This window comes from Paraburkholderia sp. J8-2 (assembly GCF_905220195.1).
GTDB lineage: Bacteria > Pseudomonadota > Gammaproteobacteria > Burkholderiales > Burkholderiaceae > Paraburkholderia.
Genome location: NZ_CAJMZA010000011.1, coordinates 49,267 through 74,399, shown reverse-complemented (window position 1 = coordinate 74,399; position 25,133 = coordinate 49,267). Strand labels below are relative to the sequence as shown.

The following is a 25,133-nucleotide window of genomic DNA, read 5'->3' as shown; positions in this document are numbered from 1 at the left end:
TCATCGCTGCGGAAACTCAACAGAGCGCAAGGCAACAGTGACGTCCTCCAACGTAACGGTACTTGAACCGTCACGCAGATACCGCAGAGCAGCGAGATCAAGGATTCGTTTCAGGACGGCATCGGTATCCGAGAGAAAACGATCCTGCAACACGCGCGCTGCGACTTCGGTGGTATGGCGGGAGATTGGGAAGGCGGCGTCGACCGCCATCGTTCTGAGTCTTGTACGGACATATGAAGCGATCCAGCTGTCCCGTTGATCAATGCATCCGATCGCCCAACGGCGGCAATCGACACCAACCGCTACCTCCTTGATCTCTTCCGCATCTGGGGAGTCGACATTCGTGTGTTTGGGGGGCCATTGATCTCCGTGTCGTGCGTGCATGGGTCTCTCTTGACTGCATCCGCAATCGGTACAAACGAGATCCTGGCCATGCTCGCCTCGAAGCGCTTCGTCAAACTTCATCTCAACTCTCCAGATTAACGAGGTTAGCGATCGCCTCTTTACTGAGGACATTCGCCAACCCAGTATTTCCCGAATATCGCAAAGTCAAGTCTGCGCAGTAGAACATCCTCAGGATGCCTGGAAGATTCAATCCGGAAGACCATGAGCGAGCGTGGCGCCAATCGCGATGCCCAATGCATGAGCGATAGATAGCGGCCCCGGCTATCTCATGGAGTCGCAACGTTCAGTGCAGCCTCGTTCGCATCGCAACGCGCGAAGCCGCTCAGAGACATGTTAGCCGCGACAAGCAGGAGCGGATGCGCACCCGACCGACAGGTCAAGCGCATCGTCGAATTTGACGCGTTCTGTTCGTATTCGGCGTGCGGGATTTTGGATGCGGTCAAGCGCACGGACAAGCACATCATTGAAGTTGTATTCTTCGCATGGGTTCGAAAACATCATGAGCATGAAGTTCGCGCCATACGAGAACTCGTGCGCGCATACAAGAGCAACTGGCCGAAGCGGTACCTGGACACCATGGCGACTAGTGAAGGTGGCTTCGCAATCGCGCGAATCGCAGACACTAACGCTGATGCTGGAAATTGAATCGCTCCTGCACTAGTCTGTATGGATCTGTCATAGCAATGAATAGCACGACCGCAACCTGGTGCTGATAGCATCCAGGGTATTTGCCGATGCATCCGCGCGCAATGTCAAGCGCTCATCGAACGCGCTGCATTGCGACATAGGGTGACGGGTCGTCGACGTCGGTCTTTTGTCGAAGTTCATAGAAGTAGAACTGCAAGCCTGACATGGAGAAACCCATGAAGTGCATGCGATTTCGACACATACGCGCTATCAGTTACGCGGCGCTGCTGGCATTCAGCGTCGAAACGCACGGGCAGTCGCTTGAAACACAGGCCGCAGAGGCTGACCAGGCGAACATAAAAGCACTACGCACCGAAGTCGATCAGCGCCTCAAGGAACTCGAAGCGCTCAAGCGCAAACTCGCGGACGAAGAGGCAAACTTTCAGCAACTCAGCCGTAGACTGAATGCTAGCCAGCTTGACACGAGGCGCGCCACAGGCGGCACAGACGTCAACGGCATGCCAGTGGGAGCCGCGGCAACCGGTGGCGCGACTGCCGCCGTTCAGGCAGTTCAGGCCGATCAGGCTGCGCAAGCCGGCGCACCCGCGAACGCGCAATCCGGCGGCGCCACTCAAGCAGACCAGAACGCAGGCGCCAATGCCAGCAACTCGGCCCAGCAAGGTACGCCATCCACGCCGGTCGGCCAGGCCCCCGTCGCGGACACCCGCCCACCCGCCGTCGCGCCGATCTTCGACCAGCCCGGTGTACTCACGCCACGCCATACGTTCGTCGTCGAGCCGTACTTCCAGTTCGGCTACGCGTCGGAAAACCAGATCTCGCTCGTTGGCTACACGATCATTCCGGCGCTTCTGATCGGGCTCATTAACGTGAACGAGGTCAAGACGACAACGCTGACCGGCGGCGTCGCATTCCGCTATGGGATTACAAACCGGATGGAGTTCGAAGTCCGCGTCCCGTACGTGTACCAGTGGAACGATGTTGTCGCACGCGAGCCCTTCGCTGGCACGGCCGCAAACACCACAATCAGCAGTAGCGGCCACGACATCGGCGACGTCGAAATGACGCTGCGCTATCAGTTTAATCAAGGCGGTCCGGACAAGTTCTACTATGTTGGCTGGCTGCGCTTCAAGACAGCGACGGGCAAGAGCCCGTTCGACGTCGTGACCGATTGCGTGGTGTCGTGTGTTGCAAGTACGACCGCCAACACGGGCCTGCCGCTGCAGCAACCGACCGGCTCAGGTTTCCTCGCGATCCAGCCAGGCCTCACGTGGCTGTTCCCGACGGACCCGGTCGTGTTCTTCGGCAACTTCAGCTATCTGCACAGCTTCGGGAAGGACGAAAGTCTCACGCTGCTGAACGGCGTGACGGAAGCGCTTGGCAAGATTCAGCCGGGCGATATCTGGGGATTCAATATCGGCATGGGCCTCTCGTTGAACGAGAAGGCGTCGGTCAGTATCGGCTACGATCAGAGCATCGTATTGCCGACCTCGCAGAATGGCCAAACCGTGCCCGGCTCAGTGCGCGTCGTCCTAGCCACGCTGCTGATCGGCTACTCGTACCGCCTGTCGCCGACGACCACGCTCAACTTCTCGATCGGCGCCGGCCTCACGCGCGACACCCCGGACTTGACGCTCACGTTGCGGGTGCCGATGTCCTTCTGACCACGCCGAGACTTGCGTGGCCGCGACGACGATGCACTACCGCGACTAGCGAGGACGTACCACGCCGGCGAGTGCGCTATTTATCGTGGACAGGAAGTTCGTCGCCTTGAACGCGCCAAGCGAGTTCACACCCGCGTTGATCGTCGTAAGCGCCTGTATCTGCTGATTGTTCAACGAGTTCTGGATCACCGCGCCGGTCAGTCCGGGCAGCGCCCCTTGTTGCACGGAGTTGTGTGGTCCGACCTGTACCAGCGCCGCGGTGTTCGCGCTCGCGAGCATCTGCGCCTGCTGTGCCGTCATGTTGGCGATATCCGGAATGTTGAAGCTCGTCTGCGCAACAAGATTGCCGTTCACGAACGCAGCACGCGATATGCCGAACGACACCACCAGACCGGATGGCAAGTCGAACCCGCCGCGCATGTCGTCCAGCCGGCTCTCGCTCACCGCTACGAGATCGGCGGACGCCCACGCTGGGTCGGCATCGTTCGCACCGGCTTCAGCCGCGGGCATCGCGACGTACGCGGCGTCCGCCTGCACCGTGTCGGGTGCGTCTTGTCGCTGCGTTGCCGCGACGTGTTGCGGGGGCACGACCTCGTCATCCATTGCATCCGCAGCGTCTTGCGGCGCGCTCCGCATCGTCATGACCAGACCGGTCGCGATTGCCGGCGAATCGCCCATGGCCGCGCCTGTATCGAACGAAGACATGCTGCTACATAACACTGTGACAACGCCGGCCAGTTTCAGGTGTCCGGATTTCATCGCTAGCCTCAGAATTGACCTGGACCGAGTTTCGGTACGACCACGTTGAACAGGCTGTCATGCGGAATGCCGGTATAAAGCGGCGCGTCCGGTGCGACATGCCAATCTCGTGCATCGTTGAAGCTCGCCATTTGACGCCTGTTGTGAATGACGAACACTATGTGGTCCTGCCACTTTTCGTCAAAACTCTCCCGCGACATCGCGCGCGTGCCGGTGGCCGGATCGCCGACCAGCACACGGCCGTTGCGCACCCCCTTGATAACGACGAAGTGGTGGTAGCCGTGTTCGACGATCAGAACGATCGCGGGCGTGTTCGTTTCGCTGAGCTTTTCAAGCGGCACTTCATAGCCGTCGGCTTCAAAGCCGCGCGACATCAGGAAGTTTCGGATATCGAGCAGCGAGAAACCTTCCCGGCGAATCTTGTCCTGATTGCCGTTCTGGAACATTTCGACGAACGCCTGCTGTTCGGTCACCGGAAAATCGTATTGATACGTCAGCAGTGTTGCCACTGCCGCCGAACCGCAACTGAAGTCGTATTGCTGCTTGATGGTCCGCTTGAAGCGGGCTTCCTTTAGGCTCGTCACATGCAGCGAGTAATACCCGCCCGACGGGTCAGTGACGTCGATGGGGTCGGCGTGAGCGGCCGGCAAGCAGCAGCTGAACGCGAACGCGAGATACGCTGCAACGTGTTTCATCGCCTAGTTCCCGAAGCGCACGTTCAACACCGTCGCGTTCTGGATCAGCACATTCGAACCGGTGTTCTGGATGACGGTCGGCAAGCCGCTCGAATTCGAGAACGATCCTTCGCTGATCGCGTTCGAGCCCGTCACCACACGGTTCGCAACGTTATCCGCAACCGAGCCGTTCAAAAAATTCTGACCGACCAGCGCATCGCCGCCTCGCAGGCCGTCCAACTGATCGGAATTCAACGCAACCCCAAAGCTCACATCGTGAGCAGGTTGCGTGTCCGTCGCGGACGTTGCCGGCGCCGTTTGCGCAACCGGTGATGAACTATCCGCAACGGCTTGCGTTGCGGCGGTCGCACCGACAGGTGCGGCACTCGTACCACCGGCATTGACGGCGACAGGTAGTGATTGCGATTCGAGCGACTCGGCGGCGGCCGCCTGAGCGATCAGGCCAGACAGCACAACCGCAAAAGGCATGACCAGCTGCGCAAACCGCTTTTGCGCTTGCATGGTTGTCTCCTTGCCCTCTGTGCGACGCAATGCAACCGGCACAAAAGGCTCGATAGCTGCGTGTTTTGTCATGCGGCTTGCAGCGCGGGTTGCAACGAAAGCGCGCCAGCCTCGTCCGCATGACACGGAACGACTGCCGTGAGGCGCAACTGCGCACCCCACGGCAGATCGCACGACCTACTTCAACAAGCGCCGTTGCGCCTAATGGCCGACGTTCAGGTTGGCTTGGACGGTCACTGCCTGCTGGATCAGCGAGGCCATACCGGTGTTCTGGCTCATGACCGTGATGCCTGCTGCGCCTGATGCCGCACTGCCCATGGTGTTCGACATGTCGAACGAGCCCGCATCGACTGTAACGGTTCCGCCTGCGCCGCCTGCACCGCCAACTGCGCCGTTGCCCGTGCCACCGTTGCCGGTGCCACCCGCGCCGCCCGTGCCCATTGCACCGACCGCGCCACTGCCTGCGGTTGCGCTGCCGTTGCTGGCCATCGTCGACGAACCGCCATTCGAAGCGCTGCCGCCAACTGCCGAGCCGCCCGCGCCGCCGTTGCCAGCGGTGGCGGTTGCTGTGCCGCCCGCACCGCCGGTGGACGAGCTTGCTCCGCCGGTCCCCGAGCCTGCTCCGCCCGAAGCCGTCGCCGCGCCGCCCGAGCCAGCGCCGCCAGTGCCGCTGCCGCTGCCGGTGCCGCTTCCGACTGCGGTGCCGGAGCCGGAGCCGGCGCCGCCGGAGCCTGCCCCGGTGTTCGAAGCCGTGCTCGCGCCAAGGGTAGCCGAGCCAGAACTCGCTGACGAGCTACCCGAACCGCCAGTACCCGTACCCGAACCCGACCCCGAACCGCCACCCCAACCGCGACCGCTGGCGCTGCCACCTACACCGACCGATGCAGCCAGTGCGCCGCCGCCTGAGCCTCTTGCGTTGCCACCAGAAGAGTCGGCCGAGCCAGCCTTGGTATGAGCGTAGGCATCGCCGCCATTGGCGCCCGTCGCGGCGTAGCCGTCGCCAGCCGTGGAGCCCCCGTTCGACGCAGCACCTGCGGTCGCGCTGCCGTTCCTCGCGTTGCCACCGCTGCCGCCATCACCGCCGGAGCCGGAGCCGCCGGCGCCGCCCGTGCCGCCTAAGCCGTAGCCGCTACCGCCACGGCCGCCTTTGCCACCGCTGGCGTTGCCCCAATTCTGGGCGACGTTGCCGATGTTGGAGACCGTGACGCCGGACACTGCACCGTCAAGCTTGCTGAGCGCAACAGCCTTGCTGGTGTTGTATGCGTCCGCGTAACTACCTTCGTTCGCGTTACTGCCTGTGGTGCTCTGCTGCGCTGACGACGCGCTAATGCTCGACGAGTTCGATCCGATTTCGGTTTTCTGGTTACAGGACGTACTGCCGTCCTGGCATGGGTTTGCCATTGCGTAGCCGCTGAAGCCAAAGGCGAGGATCGCAGCGGACGCTAGTATTGTCTTGCGCATAAGAACCTCCTGTTGAGCCGGGGGGTGGGTTGGCAAAGTGCACCAATCCGCCGCCCCAGTTGCATAGGCGGTGCCACGCGCGTAAGACTTTGAATTAAAAGGGGAAATTTCAGATATTGGGATGCGGCACTTTGTGTAAGTGCTTCCACTCGCGCCGTATGTTTCTCAAATGCAACATTGAAACGGGCATTGCACCGGTTTCAGCGGACCAGCAGGTCAGGAAAGTTCTTTAGATTCAGTTTGATATGTGGCTTTTCTAAAGTCGATTAGAGGACCTGAAAAACGTATCTATTTTGATGCATCCAAAAATCGCTTCGGGGTCTATTCCTTCGGCAGCGGACTCGGCTTGTCGGCCTCAAGGCCTTGTCGGTGCTATCTCTAGCTCTTTTCCGCCACTGCGCTAGAGGTAAAAATGGACTGCCTGAACATCTGCGAAAACGTATCTTTTACGCGTCCCCACATCGCAAATACCAAATACCATCTCAACCAATGTCCAATTATATGAAGTTTTCTTGTCGATGAAGTATACGTTTCGCACATGCGAATTTTAACAAGAGCGCGCATGCATTCTGTTGGGTTCCACACATTTCAGAACATCTTGGCCTCGAGTTTCTGCACTGCACGAAAGAATGGATTGAGGTTGAGTTGTGCCGCTGCGCGGGTGGCTGAAAACAAGTGCCACTGGACACACTGTTGATTGCTTCGGGATCCTTTCTTTATCTACATTGACGGCGGCATACCACGAGTTGTCACATAGCGCTGGAGAATTCCATCTGTTGGCAGCGTGCAGCGCAGCACCGAAAGTCGTGCGCCGTGGCGGAGGGAAAACTTGGTCGGCGGCCCTATAGCGGAGGAGCCCAAACGCCGGGTTGGAGATTCGCAACAGCGATAAAACGCGGAGGTTGGCTGCAAACATCTTGCCACCACATCGTTGCTCTCCAATACAACGACATTCTCTCTACGCCACGAGTCGTGGAGGTAGTCATCGTGACATTTACGTGACATCAGTAACCCGGTGATCGCGAGCGTAGATTGCGGAATTCGCCCTCCCGAAGGAGGCATCGCGCCCGGAACACTCGAGTTCAACAACTACGCCATGGGCCAACAATATCGACAACGTCTGACCGTTGCTCAACTCAGCGCAGTTCCAACGTACTCGAGTCGACCATGCGCCGGCCAACCGAGCACCTGCCCACGGTCTTGCGGGTGACGTCGAGCTTGGCCCCCGATCTGGGGGCGCATCCAGGCAGCCAAAGATCCAACGCACGAAAGGTACCGAAAATGCACAAGGCCGCGCTCGAAGACGCGGCCTTGATTGAATTCGATAGCCTAAGCTGGCACATCAGTCGTTCGTTTAGTCCCAACGCGAGCGGCGCTCACGATCTGCCTCACGGCCCTTTTTCACCATATAGCCACCGTAGAAGTAGACGACCAACGCGACACACAGCGTAAAAAGTCCAATACCCATGCTCATTCTCCGTGGAGTGGAGGCACTCCGTTCGCACGTTCATGGTCTGCCTTGCGACCGCTCCGGTCCAAAACCGAGGCAAACGCAGCTACGTATGAAGGCGACGGTCTAGGCAGCAATACTCCGGCCCATCATCGTTTTCCGTCAGTAGACGATAACACGGTATAGAGTAGCACTGTCCACTTACCGCGGCCGCAAGCGGCTCGCACGTTCCACCTCACGGCCCTTCTTCACCATACGGCTACCGTAAAATGAGAAGGTCAACGCAATAGCCAGAGCAAAGAGTCCAAAATACATGATTATTCTCCGCGGACTAGATGTCCTCTTTTGGCACGTTTGCTGTCAGCCTTGCGACCATTTCGGTCGATGATCATGCCAATACCGCACAGACCCAACGCAACGATCATCGCAACAATGCCGAAACCCATATTCAGTCTCCGTTGTATCGGCGGGTTCGACGTTCACGATCAGCCCTGCGACCGTTTCGGTTCATCATTAAGCCCAACGCGGCAAGTAAGATAGCGACTCCCAGTGCACCAAAGCTCCAGCCCATCGTTGCTCTCCAGCCGTAGGCAGTACCAGTTTTAGGTTAGCACGGCAGCGGCGCGCATCCACGGCCATTATTAGCCACCCTAACCTGTTCTTCGATCAGTGCGCGAATCCGGTCGCAACCGCCGCGATGCGTCCAGTGTAAAGCGCTCGCCAGCTTTTACCTTTGACAGTCACTGAAGCCGCACGTGCGTGCCCCGGTGCCAAGCATCGAACTCACGAACGAACCGCCAAGAACGGACAGTTGAGGCTCACACTGCCGTCGTCCGTTCAGTCCGAATGCGAACGTCGTTCACGATCCGCCTCCCGTCCCTTCCTCGTCATATAGCCACCGTACCAGCAGATGGCCAACCCAACAATCAAAGAAAAAATGGCGAAGCCCATAGTCATTCCCCGTGTAGTGGACACCTTCTGTTTGCACGGTCGCACTCAGCGTTGCTGACGAACGCGATCCGTGATCATGCCAAGACCGCACAAGCCCAATGCAACGTAGATCGCGGCGAGGCCGCAGCCCACGTTCAATCCCCGCCGTCGGGGCGCCGTGTATTTGCACGTTCGCTGTCGGCTTTCCGACCGTTGTGGTTCATGACCAAGGCTAGTGCGCTGAACGCAGCGCGACAGCCACTGCGAAGAAACTCCAACCCATCGTCATTCTCCTTTCGCAGATGACGCCGAGATATAGAGTATCACGGCGACGGTGATGCCCTACCTCGGCGAAAACTTCGGCCCTATTCTGTTTGGCGACGCGTACCGAAATCCGGGGGTGCCGGCTGCCGCGAGTGTGGTGCATTGCTCCCGGCGCGATGTGAGGAGCTCGCTAGATCAAAGCCGGCGACGGTGTTTCCTTCTGCTTCGAGCCACGTCTTCGTGGTCCGCCCGCATCGTCCGGACTTACATAAACATGCGCCGACACCGGAAAACCAGGGAAAATGCGACTCGTATCAGATACAGGAATCCGATCGCCCAGCTAAATCCAACACTGCCAACGGTAAATAGAAACTTGCCGCTCTGTTGCATTCCTTCCGCGTAGAACCACACTCCGAGGAACGCGAGCAGATAGCAGGCCACTGCGATCGCTGCACGACGCACAAGCCAGTGCAAGCTCATGAAACCTCTCGCAGCCCTCTCGAATCTTTCCATCATTCGTCCTCCGAGCGGTGGCGTGCGTCGAAAAGAATGCCACCGAGTTTCCAGCCGGCGATCGCAACCGCGGCCAGGGCCGCGAGGTAGACCCAGGAAAGGAGTTCGCCGAGACGTTGTCCGTGCAGGATGGCAAAGAGGCGTTCATATTCCATGTGGATCATTTCCTTGACGTAGATGCCCGGGTGCACAGCACGGCGTGCTGCGTCACCCGGGTCTGAACTCATCCTTTCACGCTCGTGGCAAAGTCAAGATCGCGCATCTAGTCGAAGTAGGCCGCCAGTTGCTTGACCAGTTCTTCGCTGAACTCCGGCGGCAGGTGCGCCGTATCATCTACGCTCAGAGTCTGGAAACCTTCGGTCGCGATCGCGTCGTTCGCTGACAAGCTCGACGGCGTGGGGTGCACCGACGTGGGCAACCCGGATCCCAGGCGTAATGCTCGCGTACGCTGCATCAACTCTTCACGAAGGTGCGCCTCGGCGAGCGACCTGAATACCGTTGCTCGCTCGCGCGCCGAAGTACAGCGATTCAGTCGTTCGTACAGCAGCGGCGACACAAGCGGGTTGATCGTGATCTCCATCTTGATGTTGTTCATGCCGCCCCCCGTTCACGCGCAAGTCCAGCTTCGCCAACGAGCAGGAATCCGTGCGCGTTTGCGAGGCAGGCTGAGTCGATCAGTTCGATGACAGCACGCGGGAACTCCTTTAGCTGTGCAGAATAGGTTTCCATGTTGTGAAGCGACAGGCCCAACACAAGACGCTCGATGTGGGTGACACCGGCGAAATGAAGCGCGCCAAAAAGCAACACCGCATAGTTGTCGGCCGACACATAGTCGTCCGCGAGCGCGCGGCCTGTCCTGCCGTAAGCTGCGGTGATCGGCACATCGGGACCAACTTCGTATTCGATGCCCTCGATTGAGATCATTGCGACCTTGCGTGTGAAAAGCACGCTCACACCGTAATCTGAAAGTGCGCGGCTCGCAGCCAGCGGAGCGAGCGAAGGAAATATGCCGGTGGTAACTGCGCCACTCGTAGCGCGGTATGCGTACTTCGTATTGCCGTAGCCGACGTCAACGGCGAAGACGGGAGTTTTCAAGTTCAGTGTCCTTGAGCGTGGTGTTGACAGGGTTGCGCGAAAGTCGGAGACGAGCTTTATCTTCGCTTCGATTTCCTATCGAACTCCGACTTTGCTGCATCCAGTCTATCGAGCACGACGAGAGAGAAAGTCGGTGAATGGTCACAAGAACAGGGGGGCTTTTGCTCGCTGTCGCCGGCCTTTCGCGCGATAGTTGGCACTACCTGCCGCGCCACTGGAGCACGGTGACCGCGCTTCACACTCGCGCAGGTTCATTTCAATCGAATCAATCCCAAAGATTCATGGGGCGGCTCTACCCATACCGCAGCAGCATCAAATCATGGGCAACCCGATATCCGCGAGACGATCGGTCGCAGTCAGAGAAAATCAAGGCAGCACGGCAACCCGCTGGTACGAGACGGGCACGCGGCCGGTCTCCGGATCTGTTGAAAGGTCGAAAGCGGCACAACTGGCGAGCTAGCCGATTGTTTTTTGGTCTTCTATCGACGGAGCAATAGCCGAAAGCTCCACAAAAACTGCATCATTCCGGGTTTAGGCGTTTAGGCGCCTAAACAGGCACGCCGCCGAATGGCGCGCGTCGTGCCGATGCGCGCCCATCTCCTCGCTCACCTAAAGCGCTCGCGAAATGCTAATAGCCTGTAACGCAACGCCAACCGCCAAGCCTCGCACGCACGCACGCACGATATTGAGATCCAATATGCTCTTCGGGCTAACCGGGCACGGCGGTAAGCGAGGAAACGCTCCCCGCCTGCTCGGCGATGGTTTATTTGCGCTGCCGAGAGACACGGTACGCGCTGCAGGCGCGGTAGTCGGCCGATACCCGCACGGATGAGCAAACTCGTACATTGCTGGTTGGCAAATTGACGCTTTCGTCTCCGCGTAGTGGCTCGGTAGCCGACATAGACTTAGTTGGTTCGTATCAGATCGCGCGTATCATCTCGAAAGTTAGTTTTTGGGGCGAATTACCTGCTCTAGATTGGATAATGAAGACAAAACTTCCTCACCTCTAGATAATTAAATTAAATATCGCAACGATTACGTTTAGGCGCCTAAACGAAAACACTCCTTCCGGCTAGTTTTTTCTTTTAAAAACAATAACTTATCCAGAACTGTAAGGTGTGAACCATTCGAACCAACGGTGGTGCCGTCTACGAGCCGAAATTCCCCGTCAAAAGCTTCACGGAAGCAGCGCCATTCCGGCTTTAACCGTTTAGGCGCCTAAACCATCGGACCGCTGAAGTTCGTAGTGGCGAATCACGTCGACAGCGCCAGAACTTCTCTATAGCCACCGCAGAAGGACTGGCAGCAATATTGGCACGACGAACGCCGTGAACACGCCGTTGAGCCCCATGCCGAGGCCCGAGAACGCGCCCATTTCCTCGCTCACCTGAAACGCCCTTGCAGTCCCGATTCCATGTGAAGCCACGCCGATTGCAAACCCACGCACCTCTGCCTCACGCACGCGAATCACGTTGAGAATCCAGCGCGCGGTCACCGCGCCAAACACGCCCGTCGAGATCACGAGCACAGCTGTGAGCGACGGGATGCCGCCGATCTTGTCGGCAACGGCCATGGCGATGGGTGTGGTGACAGACTTCGGCGCAAGCGACGCAATGGTCTGATGCGACGCGCCGAAGAGCTTCGCGACGCCGACCGCAGACACGATCGCCGTGAGCGAGCCCGCAACAAGCCCGCCAAGCAGTGGCAGTGCACCGCGCTTGAGCTTATCCCAATGACGATAAAGAGGGAGGGCGAGCGCGACCGTTGCCGGGCCGAGCAGGAAGTGCACGAATTGGGCGCCCTCGAAATACGTGCGGTACGGCGTATCCGTGATCTTGAGCGCCGCGACAACGAGCGCCACGGCGATGAGCACCGGGTTTGCGAGCGGATTGTGCCTCGCACGCGCGTAGATATTGATGGCGATGAGATAGGCGACGAGTGTCACCGTCAAACCGAGCAGCGGCGTGGCGGCGAGATAGACCCAGATCGCGTCGAGCTTCGTGATGGGCAGGTGGCTGTTCACGATGCACCCTCCCCGGACGTCGTGCTGCGCCGCTGACGACGCAGCAGTGCGCGCGTGACGAGCGCCGTCACCGCGATACCGAGCGTCGTGCTCACGACGAGGCTCGCGATCACGGCGAGCGCCTCGCCGCGCACCGCCTGCGCTGACACCATGATGCCCACGCCCGCCGGAATGAATAGCAACGAGAGATGGCGCAGCAATTCGAGCGCCGTCGGCTCAATGGCCTCGGCGGCGGCGGGCCGCATCAACGCGAAGGCGAACAGGAGGAGCATGCCGATCACAGGACCGGGCACCGGAAGCGAGAACACGTAGGACACGCTCTCGCCGAGACATTGGAATATCAGGAGGGCGGCAAGGGAACGAAGCATGGCTGAGGGTCGGGCGAGGCTGGAAACATGCGCGGCGCGCGAAGTGTAGCCCAACGGCGAGCGAGGCGCAGCGATTCGTCATACCAGTGGATGATTCGCCCCCTTCTCGTGCGCACTGTAGACTACGCACGTTACGTTCGGTCCCGATTTTTATCGGGCCGTTGGTGATCACCTAAGTGCTCCCGGAGCATCGGAGAAGTATCGAGCGAGGAACATCTATGCGTACAATAGTCGGTTCCGCCTCACGCTCAGCCCCCACAAAGCTGCGGAGTGAGGACGCAATACGGGGACGACGTGCAAACAACCCGCCCTTACATACAACAGCAGTGTAGCGATGCCCACAGCAGTTACGATTGATTCCCGACGCACAGTGCCCGGCGACTGGCTGACCGCAGCTTTCCTGCTCGCCTTTCCCTCTATCGCCATGCTCGTGCAAGGCGCTTCGAGTGCCGTATCGATTGGCGCGGGCGTCATTGCACTGGCGGCGCTGATCCGGCGGCCAACTGGCGCTCCCTATGGTTATGCGCCGCTTGAGCGTCACTCACTCGCGTTTTGCATCGCACTGTGTGGCCCTGTTGCCGCGGTGGCCCTCAGTACGCTCTCGCATGGGCATCCTTTGCTCCGGACCTGGGATTCGCCGTCGCGGTTCCTGCTCGCGATCCCAATTTTTCTGGCGCTGCGACGTGCGCCGCAGCGCATCTTCGTCTGGGCGGACCTCTCCTTTACATTGGGCGCCCTGTCCGCGCTGGCGCTGGCCCTCTTCATGCCGCGCGATTGGGGCGACGGCCGCATCGGCAGTGCGTTCCTGAACCCGATCCATTTTGGAGATCTCGCGCTCGCGCTTGGCGTGCTGTCGGCGATTGCACTCAACTGGTGGCGTAAGGATTCGGCGCTCTGGCGCGCACTCAAGATCGCGGGACTGTTTGCAGGCCTCGCTGCCTCCCTGCTGTCCGGCGCGCGCGGCGGCTGGGCGGCAATTCCGCTCGTCGCCTTGCTGATCGTATGGGAGCTCGGCCGCAACAAACCGCTCCACTGGAAGTTGCTGATGCCGCTGGCTGTCGCGCTCTTGCTCGGGCTCGTGTACGGGCTTTCGGGGACAGTGCGCGACCGCGTCAACGATGTGTCATCGAACCTGACGCAGTACACGCAAGGCCATCGCGACACGTCGGTCGGCATCCGTCTTCAACTCTATGAGGCAGCATCCACACTGATCGCCGAACATCCGGTGCTGGGCCTCGGCGGTGACGGTTTTCGGGACAAAATGGCCTCAATGGCGAAGCAAGGTGCAATCACCCCCACCGCGGCGGCGTTCGGCGAGGGCGAAGTGCATAACCAGCTGCTCGCCTACATGGCCAACTACGGGATTGTCGGCGGTCTCGCACTGCTCGCGACCTATATCGTGCCTGCCGTCTTTTTCGCGGCAAAGCTCAAATCCGCATCGAGGATAACGCGGCGTACGGCGCTCATGGGGCTGTCCTTCGTCCTGATGTTTTTCGTCTTCGGGTTGACGGTTGAGACCTTCGACCTGAAGAGCACGGTGTCTTTCTACGCGACCGTGCTGGCCGTTCTCGCGGCGATCGCGCACCGTATGGATGACAAAGCCGAGCTTTTCTAGCGCGGCTTCTTGCATCGTTGTAGCACGGCGTCTCGCCATGCCCGTCGGCTAAAATGTGCGCCCCGGCCGCCGCGGCCATTGCCTGTCAACGACGCCCCCGCTTTCGTGAACTCCTCGCCTGCCCGAACCGCTGCCGCCGCCAGCGCGCCTCAGTCCGCCACGCATCCGCGTCCGCTGCACGTCGCCCTCGTCTGCAACACGGCCTGGGCGATCTATACGTATCGGCGCGGGCTGTTGCGCGCGCTCACCGATGCGGGCGCGCAAGTCACCGTGATCGCGCCGCGCGACCGCACCTTCGAGCCGCTCGCCGCCATGGGCTGCCGCTGCGTCGAACTGCGAGTGGCCTCGAAGGGCACAAACCCGCTCGACGACCTGCGCACGCTCCTCGCGCTCTATCGCCACTATCGCGCGCTCAAACCGGACGTCGTGTTCCACTACACGATCAAGCCGAATATCTATGGATCGATTGCCGCGTGGCTCGCACGCACGCCCTCAGTGGCGGTCACGACAGGCCTCGGTTACGTATTCATCCAGAAGAGCCGCGCCGCGCAGGTCGCCAAGCGTTTGTATCGTTTTGCGTTCCGCTTTCCGCGCGAAGTGTGGTTCCTCAATCGCGACGATGAAGCCGCCTTCAAGGAGGGCAATCTCCTCGCGCATCCTGAGCGCGCGAAGCTGCTGCACGGCGAAGGCGTCGATCTCGAAGATTTCCCCTTCACGCCGCTGCCCGAGCGCGCAGAGTTTGCCTTCGTACTGATAGGCAGGCTGCTTTGGGACAAAGGTGTGGGCGAGTACGTCGACGCAGCGCGCACGCTGCGCGGGCGCTACCCTCACGCGCGCTTCAGGCTGCTCGGCCCCGTGGGTGTGGACAATCCGAGCGCAATCTCGCGCGAAGAAGTGGCGGCCTGGGAACGCGAAGGCGTGATCGAGTATCTGGGCGAAACGGCCGATGTGCGCCCCTTTATCGCCGATGCGGACTGCGTCGTGCTGCCCTCGTACCGTGAAGGCGTACCGCGCACGCTGATGGAAGCGAGCGCGATGGGCCGCCCTATCGTGGCCACCAACGTGCCCGGTTGCCGCGAAGTGGTCGCCGATGGTGTAAATGGACTGCTGTGCGAAGCGCGCGACGCGAACTCGCTGGAGCAGGCGCTCGCGCGCATGCTCGACCTTGGTGATGCAGCTCGCGCCGCCATGGCCGCGCGTGGCCGGAAAAAAATCGAGAAAGAATTCGATGAGCGCGTTGTGGTACAACGCTACCGGGAACTGATCCGGGAAATTACCGGGTCGACGTTTTGATCGAAAATTGATTTTTCAGGAATGGACACGGCATGACTGCGACGATATCAAAGGGCACCATCCTCGTCACCGGCGGCGCGGGCTACATCGGCTCGCACACCTGCGTCGAACTGCTCAATGACGGCTATGACGTGGTCGCCGTCGACAATCTCGTGAACAGCCGCAGCGAATCACTTAAGCGCGTCGAGCAGATCACGGGCAAACCGGTCGCGTTTTATGAAGCAGACGTGCGTGACGCGGCCGCCCTTTCGCGCATCTTCGTGGCGCACAGCGTCACCGGCGTGATCCATTTCGCGGCGCTCAAGGCGGTGGGCGAGTCGGTCGCGACACCCATCGAGTATTACCGCAACAACGTGGACGGCCTGCTGGTCGTGCTCGATGTGATGCGCCAGCACGGCGTCAAGCAGTTCGTGTTCAGTTCATCGGCAACGGTGTATGGTGTGCCCGAGCGCTCGCCCATCGACGAATCGTTTCCGCTTTCCGCGACGAATCCGTACGGGCAGTCGAAACTCATCGCGGAGCAGATCCTGCGCGATGTCGAGACATCGGACCCGTCGTGGCGAGTTGCAGTGCTGCGCTATTTCAATCCGGTGGGCGCGCATGAAAGCGGATTGATTGGGGAAGATCCGGCCGGCATTCCGAACAACCTCATGCCGTATGTCGCACAAGTGGCGGTCGGTAAGCTCGAGAAGTTACGCGTTTTCGGGGGCGATTACCCGACGCCGGACGGTACGGGTGTGCGTGACTACATTCACGTGGTCGATCTGGCCAAGGGCCATCTCAAGGCAATCGATGCGCTCGCTTCGCGCGGCGAAGGCTTTGTCGTGAATCTCGGTACTGGGCGCGGCTATAGCGTGCTGGAAATCGTGAAGGCGTTCGAGCGGGCTTCGGGGCGGCCCGTGCCTTATGAGATCGTCGCGCGGCGGCCCGGAGATATTGCCGAGTGTTATGCGAATCCGTTCGCTGCGGAAAGACTCATCGGGTGGAAGGCCGACTTCGGGATCGAGCGCATGTGCGTCGACCACTGGCGGTGGCAGGAGAAGAATCCGCGAGGGTTTGCGTGAGGGTGCGCGTCGCCCGCATTACAGGAATTTACAAGCCTGCGAATTTGTAGCGTTTTATTACATCGCTGTTACAACAGCATTTCTAAAGTAAAATGTCCGTTCAGATAAATCTGCATATGTATCAATGGAACATAAAGCAGTGGCAACGGAAACGTCGGCTGGCTTGGTTGTTTGGTTCACTGGCATGTCCGGAGCGGGCAAGTCGACTATCGCGCGAGCGCTAGTCGCGAGATTGCAGGCGTTCGACATCCTTTCTACTGTGCTGGACGGCGACATTCTGCGTACCGGTCTGAATTCCGACCTTGGCTTCGACGACGCCGACCGTACCGAAAACCTGCGGCGTGTCGCCCACGTCGCTGCCTTATTCTGCCAATCTGGGTTTGTCGCCGTCACCGCGACAATATCACCCGAATCCAAACATCGCAAAAAGGCGCGGGAGATTGCTGGCGACCAGTCCTTCGTCGAAGTCTTTGTGGACACTCCCCTGGAAATATGTGAAAAGCGCGACCCCAAGGGGCTCTACAAGCGCGCCCGCCGTGGGGAAATTAAGCAATTCACTGGTCTCGGGGCTCCCTATCAGCCACCGACCGCGCCTGACATCGTCATTCGCACACACGACTCGAGCATCAGCCAATGCGTCGATCAAATCATCGCCTATCTAGTCAGCTCGCACCGTATTAATCCGAACTACGCCTCATGCAATCCGCTCCCTCCCTGCCCTCTCCCCAACTCCGCACATTGATCGTCGTTTTGGGCATGCATCGCAGCGGCACCAGTGTCACGACGCGGGCCATGGAAACGATGGGCGCCAGTTTTGGCGACAATCTAATGCCACCGGCAGCAGGGAATAACCCCAAGGGATTCTTTGAAGACCTAGACGTCAGCAGACTGAACATCGAATTGATGCAAGCTGCGGGCGTCGACTGGCACGCCCCCCCTGCTCCAGATCTTGATCGCCTGACTAGCACACAACGTCGAGATTTCAAGGATCGCGCGCTTGCGCTGCTTCGCGAGAAGTGTCAAACGGGAATCTTCGCGCTCAAAGATCCGCGCATTGCGCGCCTACTCCCGTTCTGGCAGCCCGTGTTCGAGGCGCTCGACGTACGAGTCCTCTATGTGGTGGCGTTCCGGCACCCGATCAGCGTTGTTCGCTCGCTCGAAGCTCGCGACTCGCTTCCGGTGGAAAAATCCTATTTGTTGTGGCTCACACACGTTGTCCCGGCATTGCGTTACACCGCTAACCGCCAACGCGCAATTGTCAACTATGACTGCATGATGGAGGCGCCGCGCGCCTCTCTGCAACGTCTAGCGGCCGAACTGAATCTTTCGTTGGATCCTGGCAGGCTCGACGCGTTCGAAAGCGACTTTCTTGACGACGGCCTTAGGCATACGCGCTTTACCGGCGCAGATCTCGCCGGTGTTGACCGTGCGCCCACGGCGCTGAAGTCATTGTTCAATAGCCTTGAAATATTTGCGAGCGAGCCCTCGGCGTCAAACAAACATCGCCTCGACGAAACGCTCAAGTGTGCTGAAACATTTCTCGCAGATATCGCACCGCTACTGGCGCGCGACTGGCAGTTCGAATTACAGTCGAATCAGTCGAGTCTGCGCATCAACGAACTCGAGCGAGAACTCACTCTCGCACCGACACGCGCCGCCGACGATATTGCTGTGCTTGAGCAGAAACAGCAATCATCGCAGGCGCTCATCGAGGCGCTCGAACGGCGCTGCACCGAGCTTGAGGGAGCGCGCATCGACATGCAAGCAACTATCAAATCGCTGGAGCATGCCCAAAGCGTCATAAAAGCCGCTGCTAGCGAGCAACGGGGCGAGTTGAGTCACCTGGCTGCGACGCTGAACGCCGTGCTCGGGTCAACTTCGTGGCGCGTGACTGCACCGCTACGCGCGGTTCGCAGGAGTCTATCCCGCTAGACCCCATGCAGTCTTATCGTGCCGCCTGCATCCCCGCCGAATTCACGCTTTGCAATTTCGGCGCAACCGACGGCTGATATTCAGGCACCCAGCGCCGCAGATCTCGGCGCACTTCATCGTCGCCGGGAACGCGATGCTGCATCAGCCACGGCAGAAGTTCATCGATCAGATTATTCGGCACCTCGCGCGCCTGCGCGATGCGCAACTTGGGATGCGGCGTTCGCGTCGTAGTCTCGTCGTCGGCGAGAAGCTCTTCGTAGAGCTTTTCACCGGGTCGCAATCCGGTGAACACAACGCGAATTTGCTCTTCTGAGAAGCCGTAGAGGCGGATCAGATCACGCGCGAGATCGACAATCTTTACGGGCTTGCCCATGTCGAGAATGAAGATCTCGCCCCCACGTCCCATGCTCGACGCCTGCAGCACGAGCTGCGACGCCTCGGGAATCGTCATGAAAAAGCGAGTGATCTCCGGATGCGTCACGGTTACGGGTCCACCCTTCGCGATCTGCTGCTGGAACTTAGGGATCACGCTGCCCGCGCTGCCCAGCACATTGCCGAAGCGCACCGTCTCAAATTGCGTGCGTTCGCAAGTCTGCTGGAGCGCCTGGCACGCCATTTCCGCGAGGCGCTTGCTCGCCCCCATCACGTTGGTTGGGTTGACGGCCTTGTCGGTGGAGATGAGCACGAAGTGCCGCACCTGATACTTGATCGCCGCGCGTGCGACACGATACGTGCCCAGCACGTTATTGCGGATCGCCTGCCACGCATTGAGCTCTTCCATGAGCGGCACGTGCTTGTACGCCGCGGCATGGAACACGATGTGAGGTGTGTAGCGCGCCATGACCTGGTCGAGCAGCAGCGCATCCTTGGCGTCGCCGACGATCGGCACGACGGATAGCCCGGGGAAGCGTTCACGGATTTCCTCCGTGAGGCGATACATCGCATATTCGGAGAGATCGAGTGCCACGAGCTGCGCGGGCGCGAAACGCAGGATCTGCCGGCACAACTCTGAACCGATCGATCCGCCCGCTCCAGTCACCATCACCACGCGCCTGCTAAGCAGCGCCTCGACGTGCGGCGTGTCGATCTTGACGGCGTCACGGCCAAGGAGGTCTTCGAGATCGATATTGCGGACCTGCGAGAGGAAGCCCTGCCCCGGCGTGAGTTCCGTCAGCGACGGCAGCATCAGCGCCTTCACGCCCGCGCGCACGCACTGCGTCGCCGCGCGGCGCTGCACGTCGGCAGACGCTGACGGAATGGCGATGATGGCGTATTCGCAACGCAGCGATTCCGCCCAGCGTGCGATGTCGCCGATCGGACCCAGCACCTTGTAGCCGTATATTTCGCGCCCCTGTTTGGCTGGGTCGTCGTCGAGCAGGCCGACGAGGCGCCAAGTGGCGGAACGCGACAATTCGCGAGCGAGGCTCGCACCGGCGCCGCCCGCACCAACGACGATCACGGGCTTGCCTTGCGCGACGAGGCCGCCATACAGGTAAAACTCCTTCGTGGCTCGATACAGTGCGCGTGCACCGCCCATGACGAAAAAGAGCAGCAGCGGTGAGACAATCAGCACTGAGCGCGGAATGATCGGCGCGGGCTGGATCATGACCGAGACGATCATCACGATCAGGGCGGCCGATAGAATCGACTTCGAAATGCGCAGCAGATCCGGCAGGCTCGCGAACACCCACATGCCGCGATACAGCCCAAAAATCCGGAACATCACCGCGTAGACGGGCAACACCCAGACCATCGCACTTAGGGCGCCGCGCCAGAACTCAGCCGGCACAGATGCGTTAAAGCGCAGGAGATAAGCAGTAAGCCATGCGGCGGCCACCGCGCCGATATCAAACAAAAAGGCGCTGAATGAGAGCCAAGAGGCTTTATTGCGGAGCATCAGCGTCTACCTCAGGTTGTCTGGTAAGGGTCTGGAAACTGCGCCAGCGCGCATCGATTGCCACGCCAATCAAAAGAAGGACGACAACCCAACCTGCAACGATCCCCCACTGTTGAGCCACGGAGCATGCCAAGGCCAAGAGAGCAATTATTATGCCGGTAAACATTACCAGATACCACGTCAGCGCCGTCGCAGCGTGGCCGGCGCCAAGGCGAACCATGCGTTGATAATAATGTTCGCGGTGTGCTTGCCAAATTTTTTCGCCGCGCGCAAGGCGGCGGATCAACGTCACCGAAGCGTCGCCAATAAACGGCGAAAACACCAGCGCCGGAAACCAGATGGGCCACGTGCCGGTACGCCAACCCCAATAGCCGAGCGCCCCCGCAAGAAAACCCGCGGGGATCGAGCCGGCGTCGCCGAGAAAGATCTTGGCGGGGTGAAAATTGAAGAGCAGAAAACCCGCCGCAGCGCCTGCGACGGCCGCCGCTGCCCAGCCAAGTTCGCTCGACGCATGCGGACCGGCCAGCGCCGCGACAGCATAGCCGCCGAAGCCAAACAGCGCCATGCCGCCTGCGAGCCCGTCCGAGCCGTCCATAAAATTGTAGAGATTGACCAGCCACAGCATCAAAAATGCGAGCACGGCTGTACACCACCAAGGGGCCGGCGCCGGATAGACCACCACTAGCGCCAGTACGGCCAGAAAGTGGGCGGCAAAGCGTACACTCGCGCGCAGGCCTCGCCGGTCGTCAATCTGCGAGACGGCCGCGAGGAATGCCGCCCCTACGGCGGTCAGCCAGAGAGGCGGCGCAAGCAACAGCATCGCCAGCACTGCGACCGGGATGACGCCCCAGCCGCCCACGCGCGGCGTCGGCCGTACGTGCAACGAACGCTCGTTAGGTAGGTCGGTGGCGAGGCGCCAGGCGAGACCGCTTTTCAGCAAAAACGCGAGAATGGCCGCGCACAGTGCACCGCTCGCCAGCGCGATCACCACTGCGGCCCATGGCCCCGATAAGGTTGCATGCAAATTCAACGTCAACGATCTCCGTGCGTTCAGTGTGTCGCACGATACCAGCGTGCAGTCGCTTCCAACCCTGCCTCCACCGAAAAAGGCGGCCGCCAGCCGAGCTGCTCGCCAATCAGCGAAGCATCGACCTGTAAGCTCGTCGTTAGGCGGTCTATCTGGTCAGTGCGCCCGGTAAGCACACCTGCCGCGCGCAGCAGAACTGGTGAAACGGGAATCAGACGCGCAGGCTTTGACAGATGGCGTCCGAGCGCGCGCAACAGCTGGGCAACCGAAAAGTCCTCGGCGTCCGCCACGTGGAAGCACGCGTTGGCGGCGCGCGAATCGAGGGCGCAATGCATCAGCGCGTCAGCGAGATTTTCCGTGTACACGAGGCTGCGCCGCGCATCGATCGAGCCGAGCGGCAACGGCACGCCGCGCCATAGCGCATTCATCATCTGCAGGAAATTGGCGCCGACGCCCGGCCCGTAGACGAGCGGCGGCCTCACGACCACAATATCCAGGCCTGTTTCCTCGCCGAACCGCCAAAGCGCTTCCTCGGCCGCACGTTTCGAGCGGCCGTAGGGATCGAGCGGTGCCGGGCGCGCAGACTCGTCGAGCGCCACGCCCCCGTCGGATTCCGCGACGGCCTTGATGCTGCTCACGAATACCACTCGCCGCGCACCTCGCGCCTGCGCGGTACGGGCGACTCGCAGTGCGCCCTCGACGTTCGTTGCGTGGAACGCCGCGACTGGATCAGGCGCCTCGTCGCGCATCACGTGGACGCGCGCGGCCAGATGCACGACGCAAGCCACGGAAAGATTGTCCGGCCATGCCTCCTGGAGCCCCACGAAATCCGCCGCATCGTGACGCCACTCGCTTACGCCCCTCAAGCGGTCCAGCCCGGCATCGCCGCGCCGAACGAGCGCGGTCACGTTGTGGCCATGCGCGCTCAACGTACGACACAACGCACGACCGACAAGACCATTCGCACCGGTCACCAATACGCTACTCAAAGCCACTTCCACCCGAACCGGTTGTAGAACTTAAACGCCGACGCCACGAACATGCGAATGTGTGCCATCCCCTTTCGCGATGCGCCGCCACCATGGTGCATCACGCGCACCGAGGGTGCATAGACGACCCTGGCGACGTCGTGCGCACGCAGGCTGAGATCGTAGTCCTCGAAATAGAGGAAGTAGCGCGCGTCGAAACCCGCAAGTTTTTTGAGCACGATCGTGCGGAAGAGCATGAAGCAACCGCTCACCATTGGTGGATCCCAGATCGTGTCGCGCTCGTTGATCTGCGCACGCATCTCGTAGCGCGCGAGACGCGCCTCGAAGGGCCGGCGCACCGCTTGTGGCAGGAAGCCGCGCACAAACAGGTCGACGAGAGTCGGGAACTGGCGGCACAGGTACTGGAGCTGACCGGCATCGTCCACGATGGCTGGCGCAAGCAGGCCCGCTTCAGGGTGGGACTCGAGAAACGCAACGGCCTCGAGCAATGCGCCGGGTTCGATGTCCACGTCGGGATTGAGCACGAGGTGATACCGGCTCGTCGCCCGTCTGATCGCGAGGTTGTGCCCCTGCCCATAGCCAATGTTGCCGTGACCGCCGAGTCGCGTGACACCGATACCTGCCCGCGATAGCACGTCAAGGCTCTCACTCACATCGGACAGGCCGCCGTTGTCGACCAGATAGAGATGGACCGACATCCCTGGCCTAATCTGCGCCAGTTCCGCTCCGGACCGGGCCAAGCTCGCGAAGGTTCGTGTGAGCAATTGCCGATCGGGATGATAAACAACCACCGATACGGACACCACGCCGTGATCCATGTTGGATACCGTAGTCACTTTCATCTGGAGAATCGACGATTCAACGCGGCGCGCGCCTCGCCTGAAAAATCGGGGCCGGTAAAAAACGACTAGTTTGCTGAAAATACCGGGTTCCGGCAACCCGCTTTTCCTTTTGTTACGGGGGTCGGATTTTGCAAGCGGCCCAGAACTTGCTTATTACGGTTGTCCGCCGACGCGAACAGCTAGTTCACTAGCGTGGAGTGATCCGCGCCCGGAGGGGGGCGTCCACGTGCCAATTGCTTGGACTCGGACACCCACAACAATAAGCGCGCCGCGTCAACGCAGAAAACGAAGCGCCGTTTCCATTGGCGATGGGTTGTCCTTCTGCTAGGCATCGTGACGTCCTTCGCGACGTGCCTCGTGCTGTTTTCCGCTTTTCGCATGTGCCGTACGGCGAATAACAGGACGGTACGCTCGGCGTTTACATGGGCGCGCTCAAGCACCCTCTGCCTGCATTTTTTAGGCTTCACAACGAACATCGGCTGTTCTTTTCGAGGTTCATTTACTTCGCCGATGTCCACTATCTCGGTCGGCGCAACGTCCTCGTTACCAGCGCGGCGCGGTCACATCGGTAATTGTCGTGCGGACGCTACAAATGATCCACCGCGATGCACACGAGTTTGCGGGCAAAAGAAGAGGCTATTCATCTAGGGCATATTGTTGACTCTTGGTTAAATTACGTCATTTACTAGGCGGAGCGGTTTTGTAGCCCGCGCAAACGCTTCTGTAATGGCTAAAAATACTCACGCCCGTAGGATGTAGCCGATGCTCTCCATCGTGGGCCCGGCAACGTCGAGGATCGTCTCAGCGATTTCGGGCTCCAGTTTTGAGCGCCACTCGTCCACGGTGCCGGTCCGGTAGATTTCCGGCTGCTTGGGTCGGAGCTTGCTGACGCTGTAGACGGCGTTTTCGGCGGCCACGAGGTCGTCGGCGGTGTGATCGAGACCGAGCCGGGTCAGCGCGTCATCGAGGGTCGCCCTGAAGTCTCCCTTTAGGTTTTCGTAAAGAACGACGACTTCCGGCTCGTCGCGCACCCATTGCAGGTTCTGCTGCGCCCAGTTGTGCGCGAACTCACGGGGGTCCAGTTCGCGCGACCAGCCCTCACGGAAATGATCGACATAGTGGCGCAGCGAGTTGAACACGGCGCGCGGATCGCGAATGAGCACCGCGATGCGCGCGTCCGGGAAGTATTCGCGAATCAGCGAAACGGCGGCGCCGTGAACGTCGGGCAAGATCGTTCCGAGCTGCGGCGCGCACGGGAACGCGCTCTTCTGCCCCGGGAACTCTCCGTTGAGCGCGTGAAACGTGGCGGCTGCAATCTCCCGCGCTGCGGCCTTGCGCGCCTCTGGCGTGAGCGTCTGGCCAAGACGCTCGATATGCTGGGCCGTATGGGCAAGCAGTTCCGGGAAATACCATTCCGGCTTGCAGAACGGGACGAACTCATTGAGGCAATCGCGCAGCCAAGTCGTACCTGACTTCTGCGAGCCGATGATGAAGAAGCGGGCCGAGCCGCCGCTGTATTCGCAAATAGGCTTCAATGTCGTGCGTAGCGCGGGCGACACGCTCTGCGTGGCCCCCGTTTGCATCTCCATCGTCGTTCTCCTTTGCCATGACTGCCATGACCAGATCCACTTCCGCATGCGCTGTATCTCCCCTGCAAAGACAGTCGTCGAACGCCGTCACGGCCACGCCCAAATTTCTCAA

22 protein-coding genes and 1 pseudogene are annotated in these 25,133 nt (G+C 60.3%); 6 read left to right on the top strand and 17 right to left on the bottom strand.

The genetic code is table 11. From position 1 onward, the window contains the following. Positions 1–465: a hypothetical protein gene (locus U5A52_RS23325; protein ID WP_321936424.1), complete on the bottom strand. Its 465-nt coding sequence runs from the start codon at positions 463–465 to the stop codon at positions 1–3. Positions 466–683: 218 nt separating this feature from the next. Further along, a pseudogene (locus U5A52_RS23320) lies at positions 684–1,028 on the bottom strand (citrate/2-methylcitrate synthase); the annotation flags it as partial. Between the two features lie 240 nt (positions 1,029–1,268). Here U5A52_RS23320 and U5A52_RS23315 point away from each other — a divergent pair. Next, entirely contained in the window at positions 1,269–2,714 is a 1,446-nt protein-coding gene (locus U5A52_RS23315) for an acetate kinase (protein ID WP_321936423.1), read from the top strand. A gap of 45 nt (positions 2,715–2,759) precedes the next feature. Here the strand turns inward: U5A52_RS23315 and U5A52_RS23310 are convergent, their stop codons facing one another. The 10 genes from U5A52_RS23310 to U5A52_RS23265 form a co-directional block, all read right to left on the bottom strand. Continuing rightward, complete coding sequence (locus U5A52_RS23310; protein ID WP_321936422.1) at positions 2,760–3,419, bottom strand: hypothetical protein; 660 nt, start codon at positions 3,417–3,419, stop codon at positions 2,760–2,762. A gap of 62 nt (positions 3,420–3,481) precedes the next feature. Next, positions 3,482–4,168: a C39 family peptidase gene (locus U5A52_RS23305; protein ID WP_321912863.1), complete on the bottom strand. Its 687-nt coding sequence runs from the start codon at positions 4,166–4,168 to the stop codon at positions 3,482–3,484. 3 nt (positions 4,169–4,171) lie between these two features. Next, positions 4,172–4,669 carry a hypothetical protein gene (locus U5A52_RS23300; protein WP_321936421.1) on the bottom strand — a complete coding sequence of 166 codons (498 nt, stop codon included), beginning with the start codon at positions 4,667–4,669 and terminating at the stop codon, positions 4,172–4,174. A gap of 201 nt (positions 4,670–4,870) precedes the next feature. After that, positions 4,871–6,130 carry a hypothetical protein gene (locus U5A52_RS23295; protein WP_321912865.1) on the bottom strand — a complete coding sequence of 420 codons (1,260 nt, stop codon included), beginning with the start codon at positions 6,128–6,130 and terminating at the stop codon, positions 4,871–4,873. Positions 6,131–7,897: 1,767 nt separating this feature from the next. Beyond that, positions 7,898–8,026, bottom strand: coding sequence for a hypothetical protein (locus U5A52_RS23290; RefSeq protein WP_321936420.1), 129 nt, complete (start codon positions 8,024–8,026; stop codon positions 7,898–7,900). Between the two features lie 1,260 nt (positions 8,027–9,286). Beyond that, the gene (locus U5A52_RS23285) at positions 9,287–9,514 is read right to left on the bottom strand and encodes a hypothetical protein (protein ID WP_321936419.1); all 228 of its coding nucleotides are present in this window, start codon (positions 9,512–9,514) and stop codon (positions 9,287–9,289) included. A 35-nt stretch (positions 9,515–9,549) separates the two neighbouring features. Further along, a complete protein-coding gene (locus tag U5A52_RS23280; RefSeq protein ID WP_321912868.1) occupies positions 9,550–9,882 on the bottom strand; it encodes a hypothetical protein in 333 nt (110 codons plus the stop codon). Continuing rightward, positions 9,879–10,382, bottom strand: a complete 504-nt coding sequence (locus tag U5A52_RS23275; RefSeq protein ID WP_321936418.1) for a hypothetical protein — start codon at positions 10,380–10,382, stop codon at positions 9,879–9,881. Before U5A52_RS23275 ends, U5A52_RS23280 begins: the two co-directional genes overlap by 4 nt. A gap of 1,279 nt (positions 10,383–11,661) precedes the next feature. Next, positions 11,662–12,405: an LrgB family protein gene (locus tag U5A52_RS23270; protein WP_321936417.1), complete on the bottom strand. Its 744-nt coding sequence runs from the start codon at positions 12,403–12,405 to the stop codon at positions 11,662–11,664. Next, complete coding sequence (locus U5A52_RS23265) at positions 12,402–12,773, bottom strand: CidA/LrgA family protein (RefSeq protein WP_321936416.1); 372 nt, start codon at positions 12,771–12,773, stop codon at positions 12,402–12,404. The genes U5A52_RS23270 and U5A52_RS23265 overlap by 4 nt, the downstream gene beginning before the upstream one ends. A gap of 334 nt (positions 12,774–13,107) precedes the next feature. On the opposite strand from U5A52_RS23265, the gene U5A52_RS23260 reads away from it, so the two are divergent. The 5 genes from U5A52_RS23260 (at position 13,108) to U5A52_RS23240 (ending at position 18,677) form a co-directional block, all read left to right on the top strand. After that, positions 13,108–14,388 carry an O-antigen ligase family protein gene (locus U5A52_RS23260; protein ID WP_321936415.1) on the top strand — a complete coding sequence of 427 codons (1,281 nt, stop codon included), beginning with the start codon at positions 13,108–13,110 and terminating at the stop codon, positions 14,386–14,388. A 174-nt stretch (positions 14,389–14,562) separates the two neighbouring features. Beyond that, positions 14,563–15,681 (top strand): glycosyltransferase family 4 protein, encoded by a 1,119-nt coding sequence (locus U5A52_RS23255; RefSeq protein ID WP_321936492.1) that lies wholly within the window; start codon positions 14,563–14,565, stop codon positions 15,679–15,681. Between the two features lie 32 nt (positions 15,682–15,713). Continuing rightward, complete coding sequence (gene galE / locus U5A52_RS23250) at positions 15,714–16,745, top strand: UDP-glucose 4-epimerase GalE (protein ID WP_321936414.1); 1,032 nt, start codon at positions 15,714–15,716, stop codon at positions 16,743–16,745. A 124-nt stretch (positions 16,746–16,869) separates the two neighbouring features. Continuing rightward, a complete protein-coding gene (cysC, locus tag U5A52_RS23245; protein WP_321936413.1) occupies positions 16,870–17,487 on the top strand; it encodes an adenylyl-sulfate kinase in 618 nt (205 codons plus the stop codon). Further along, on the top strand, positions 17,442–18,677 hold the full coding sequence (locus U5A52_RS23240; protein ID WP_321936412.1) for a hypothetical protein: 1,236 nt from the start codon (positions 17,442–17,444) through the stop codon (positions 18,675–18,677). Before cysC ends, U5A52_RS23240 begins: the two co-directional genes overlap by 46 nt. A gap of 13 nt (positions 18,678–18,690) precedes the next feature. Here U5A52_RS23240 and U5A52_RS23235 read toward each other — a convergent pair whose 3' ends face one another. The 5 genes from U5A52_RS23235 to U5A52_RS23215 all read right to left on the bottom strand — a co-directional run bounded on the left by U5A52_RS23235 (position 18,691) and on the right by U5A52_RS23215 (position 25,021). After that, positions 18,691–20,574 carry a nucleoside-diphosphate sugar epimerase/dehydratase gene (locus U5A52_RS23235; protein ID WP_321936411.1) on the bottom strand — a complete coding sequence of 628 codons (1,884 nt, stop codon included), beginning with the start codon at positions 20,572–20,574 and terminating at the stop codon, positions 18,691–18,693. Further along, the gene (locus tag U5A52_RS23230; protein WP_321936491.1) at positions 20,561–21,604 is read right to left on the bottom strand and encodes a glycosyltransferase family 4 protein; all 1,044 of its coding nucleotides are present in this window, start codon (positions 21,602–21,604) and stop codon (positions 20,561–20,563) included. The genes U5A52_RS23235 and U5A52_RS23230 overlap by 14 nt, the downstream gene beginning before the upstream one ends. A 20-nt stretch (positions 21,605–21,624) precedes the next feature. Continuing rightward, positions 21,625–22,590, bottom strand: coding sequence for an NAD-dependent epimerase/dehydratase family protein (locus U5A52_RS23225; protein ID WP_321936410.1), 966 nt, complete (start codon positions 22,588–22,590; stop codon positions 21,625–21,627). Next, positions 22,587–23,432, bottom strand: coding sequence for a glycosyltransferase family 2 protein (locus U5A52_RS23220; RefSeq protein ID WP_415774045.1), 846 nt, complete (start codon positions 23,430–23,432; stop codon positions 22,587–22,589). The genes U5A52_RS23225 and U5A52_RS23220 overlap by 4 nt, the downstream gene beginning before the upstream one ends. Positions 23,433–24,172: 740 nt before the next feature. Next, the gene (locus U5A52_RS23215; protein WP_321936408.1) at positions 24,173–25,021 is read right to left on the bottom strand and encodes a sulfotransferase; all 849 of its coding nucleotides are present in this window, start codon (positions 25,019–25,021) and stop codon (positions 24,173–24,175) included. Positions 25,022–25,133 lie beyond the last annotated feature (112 nt).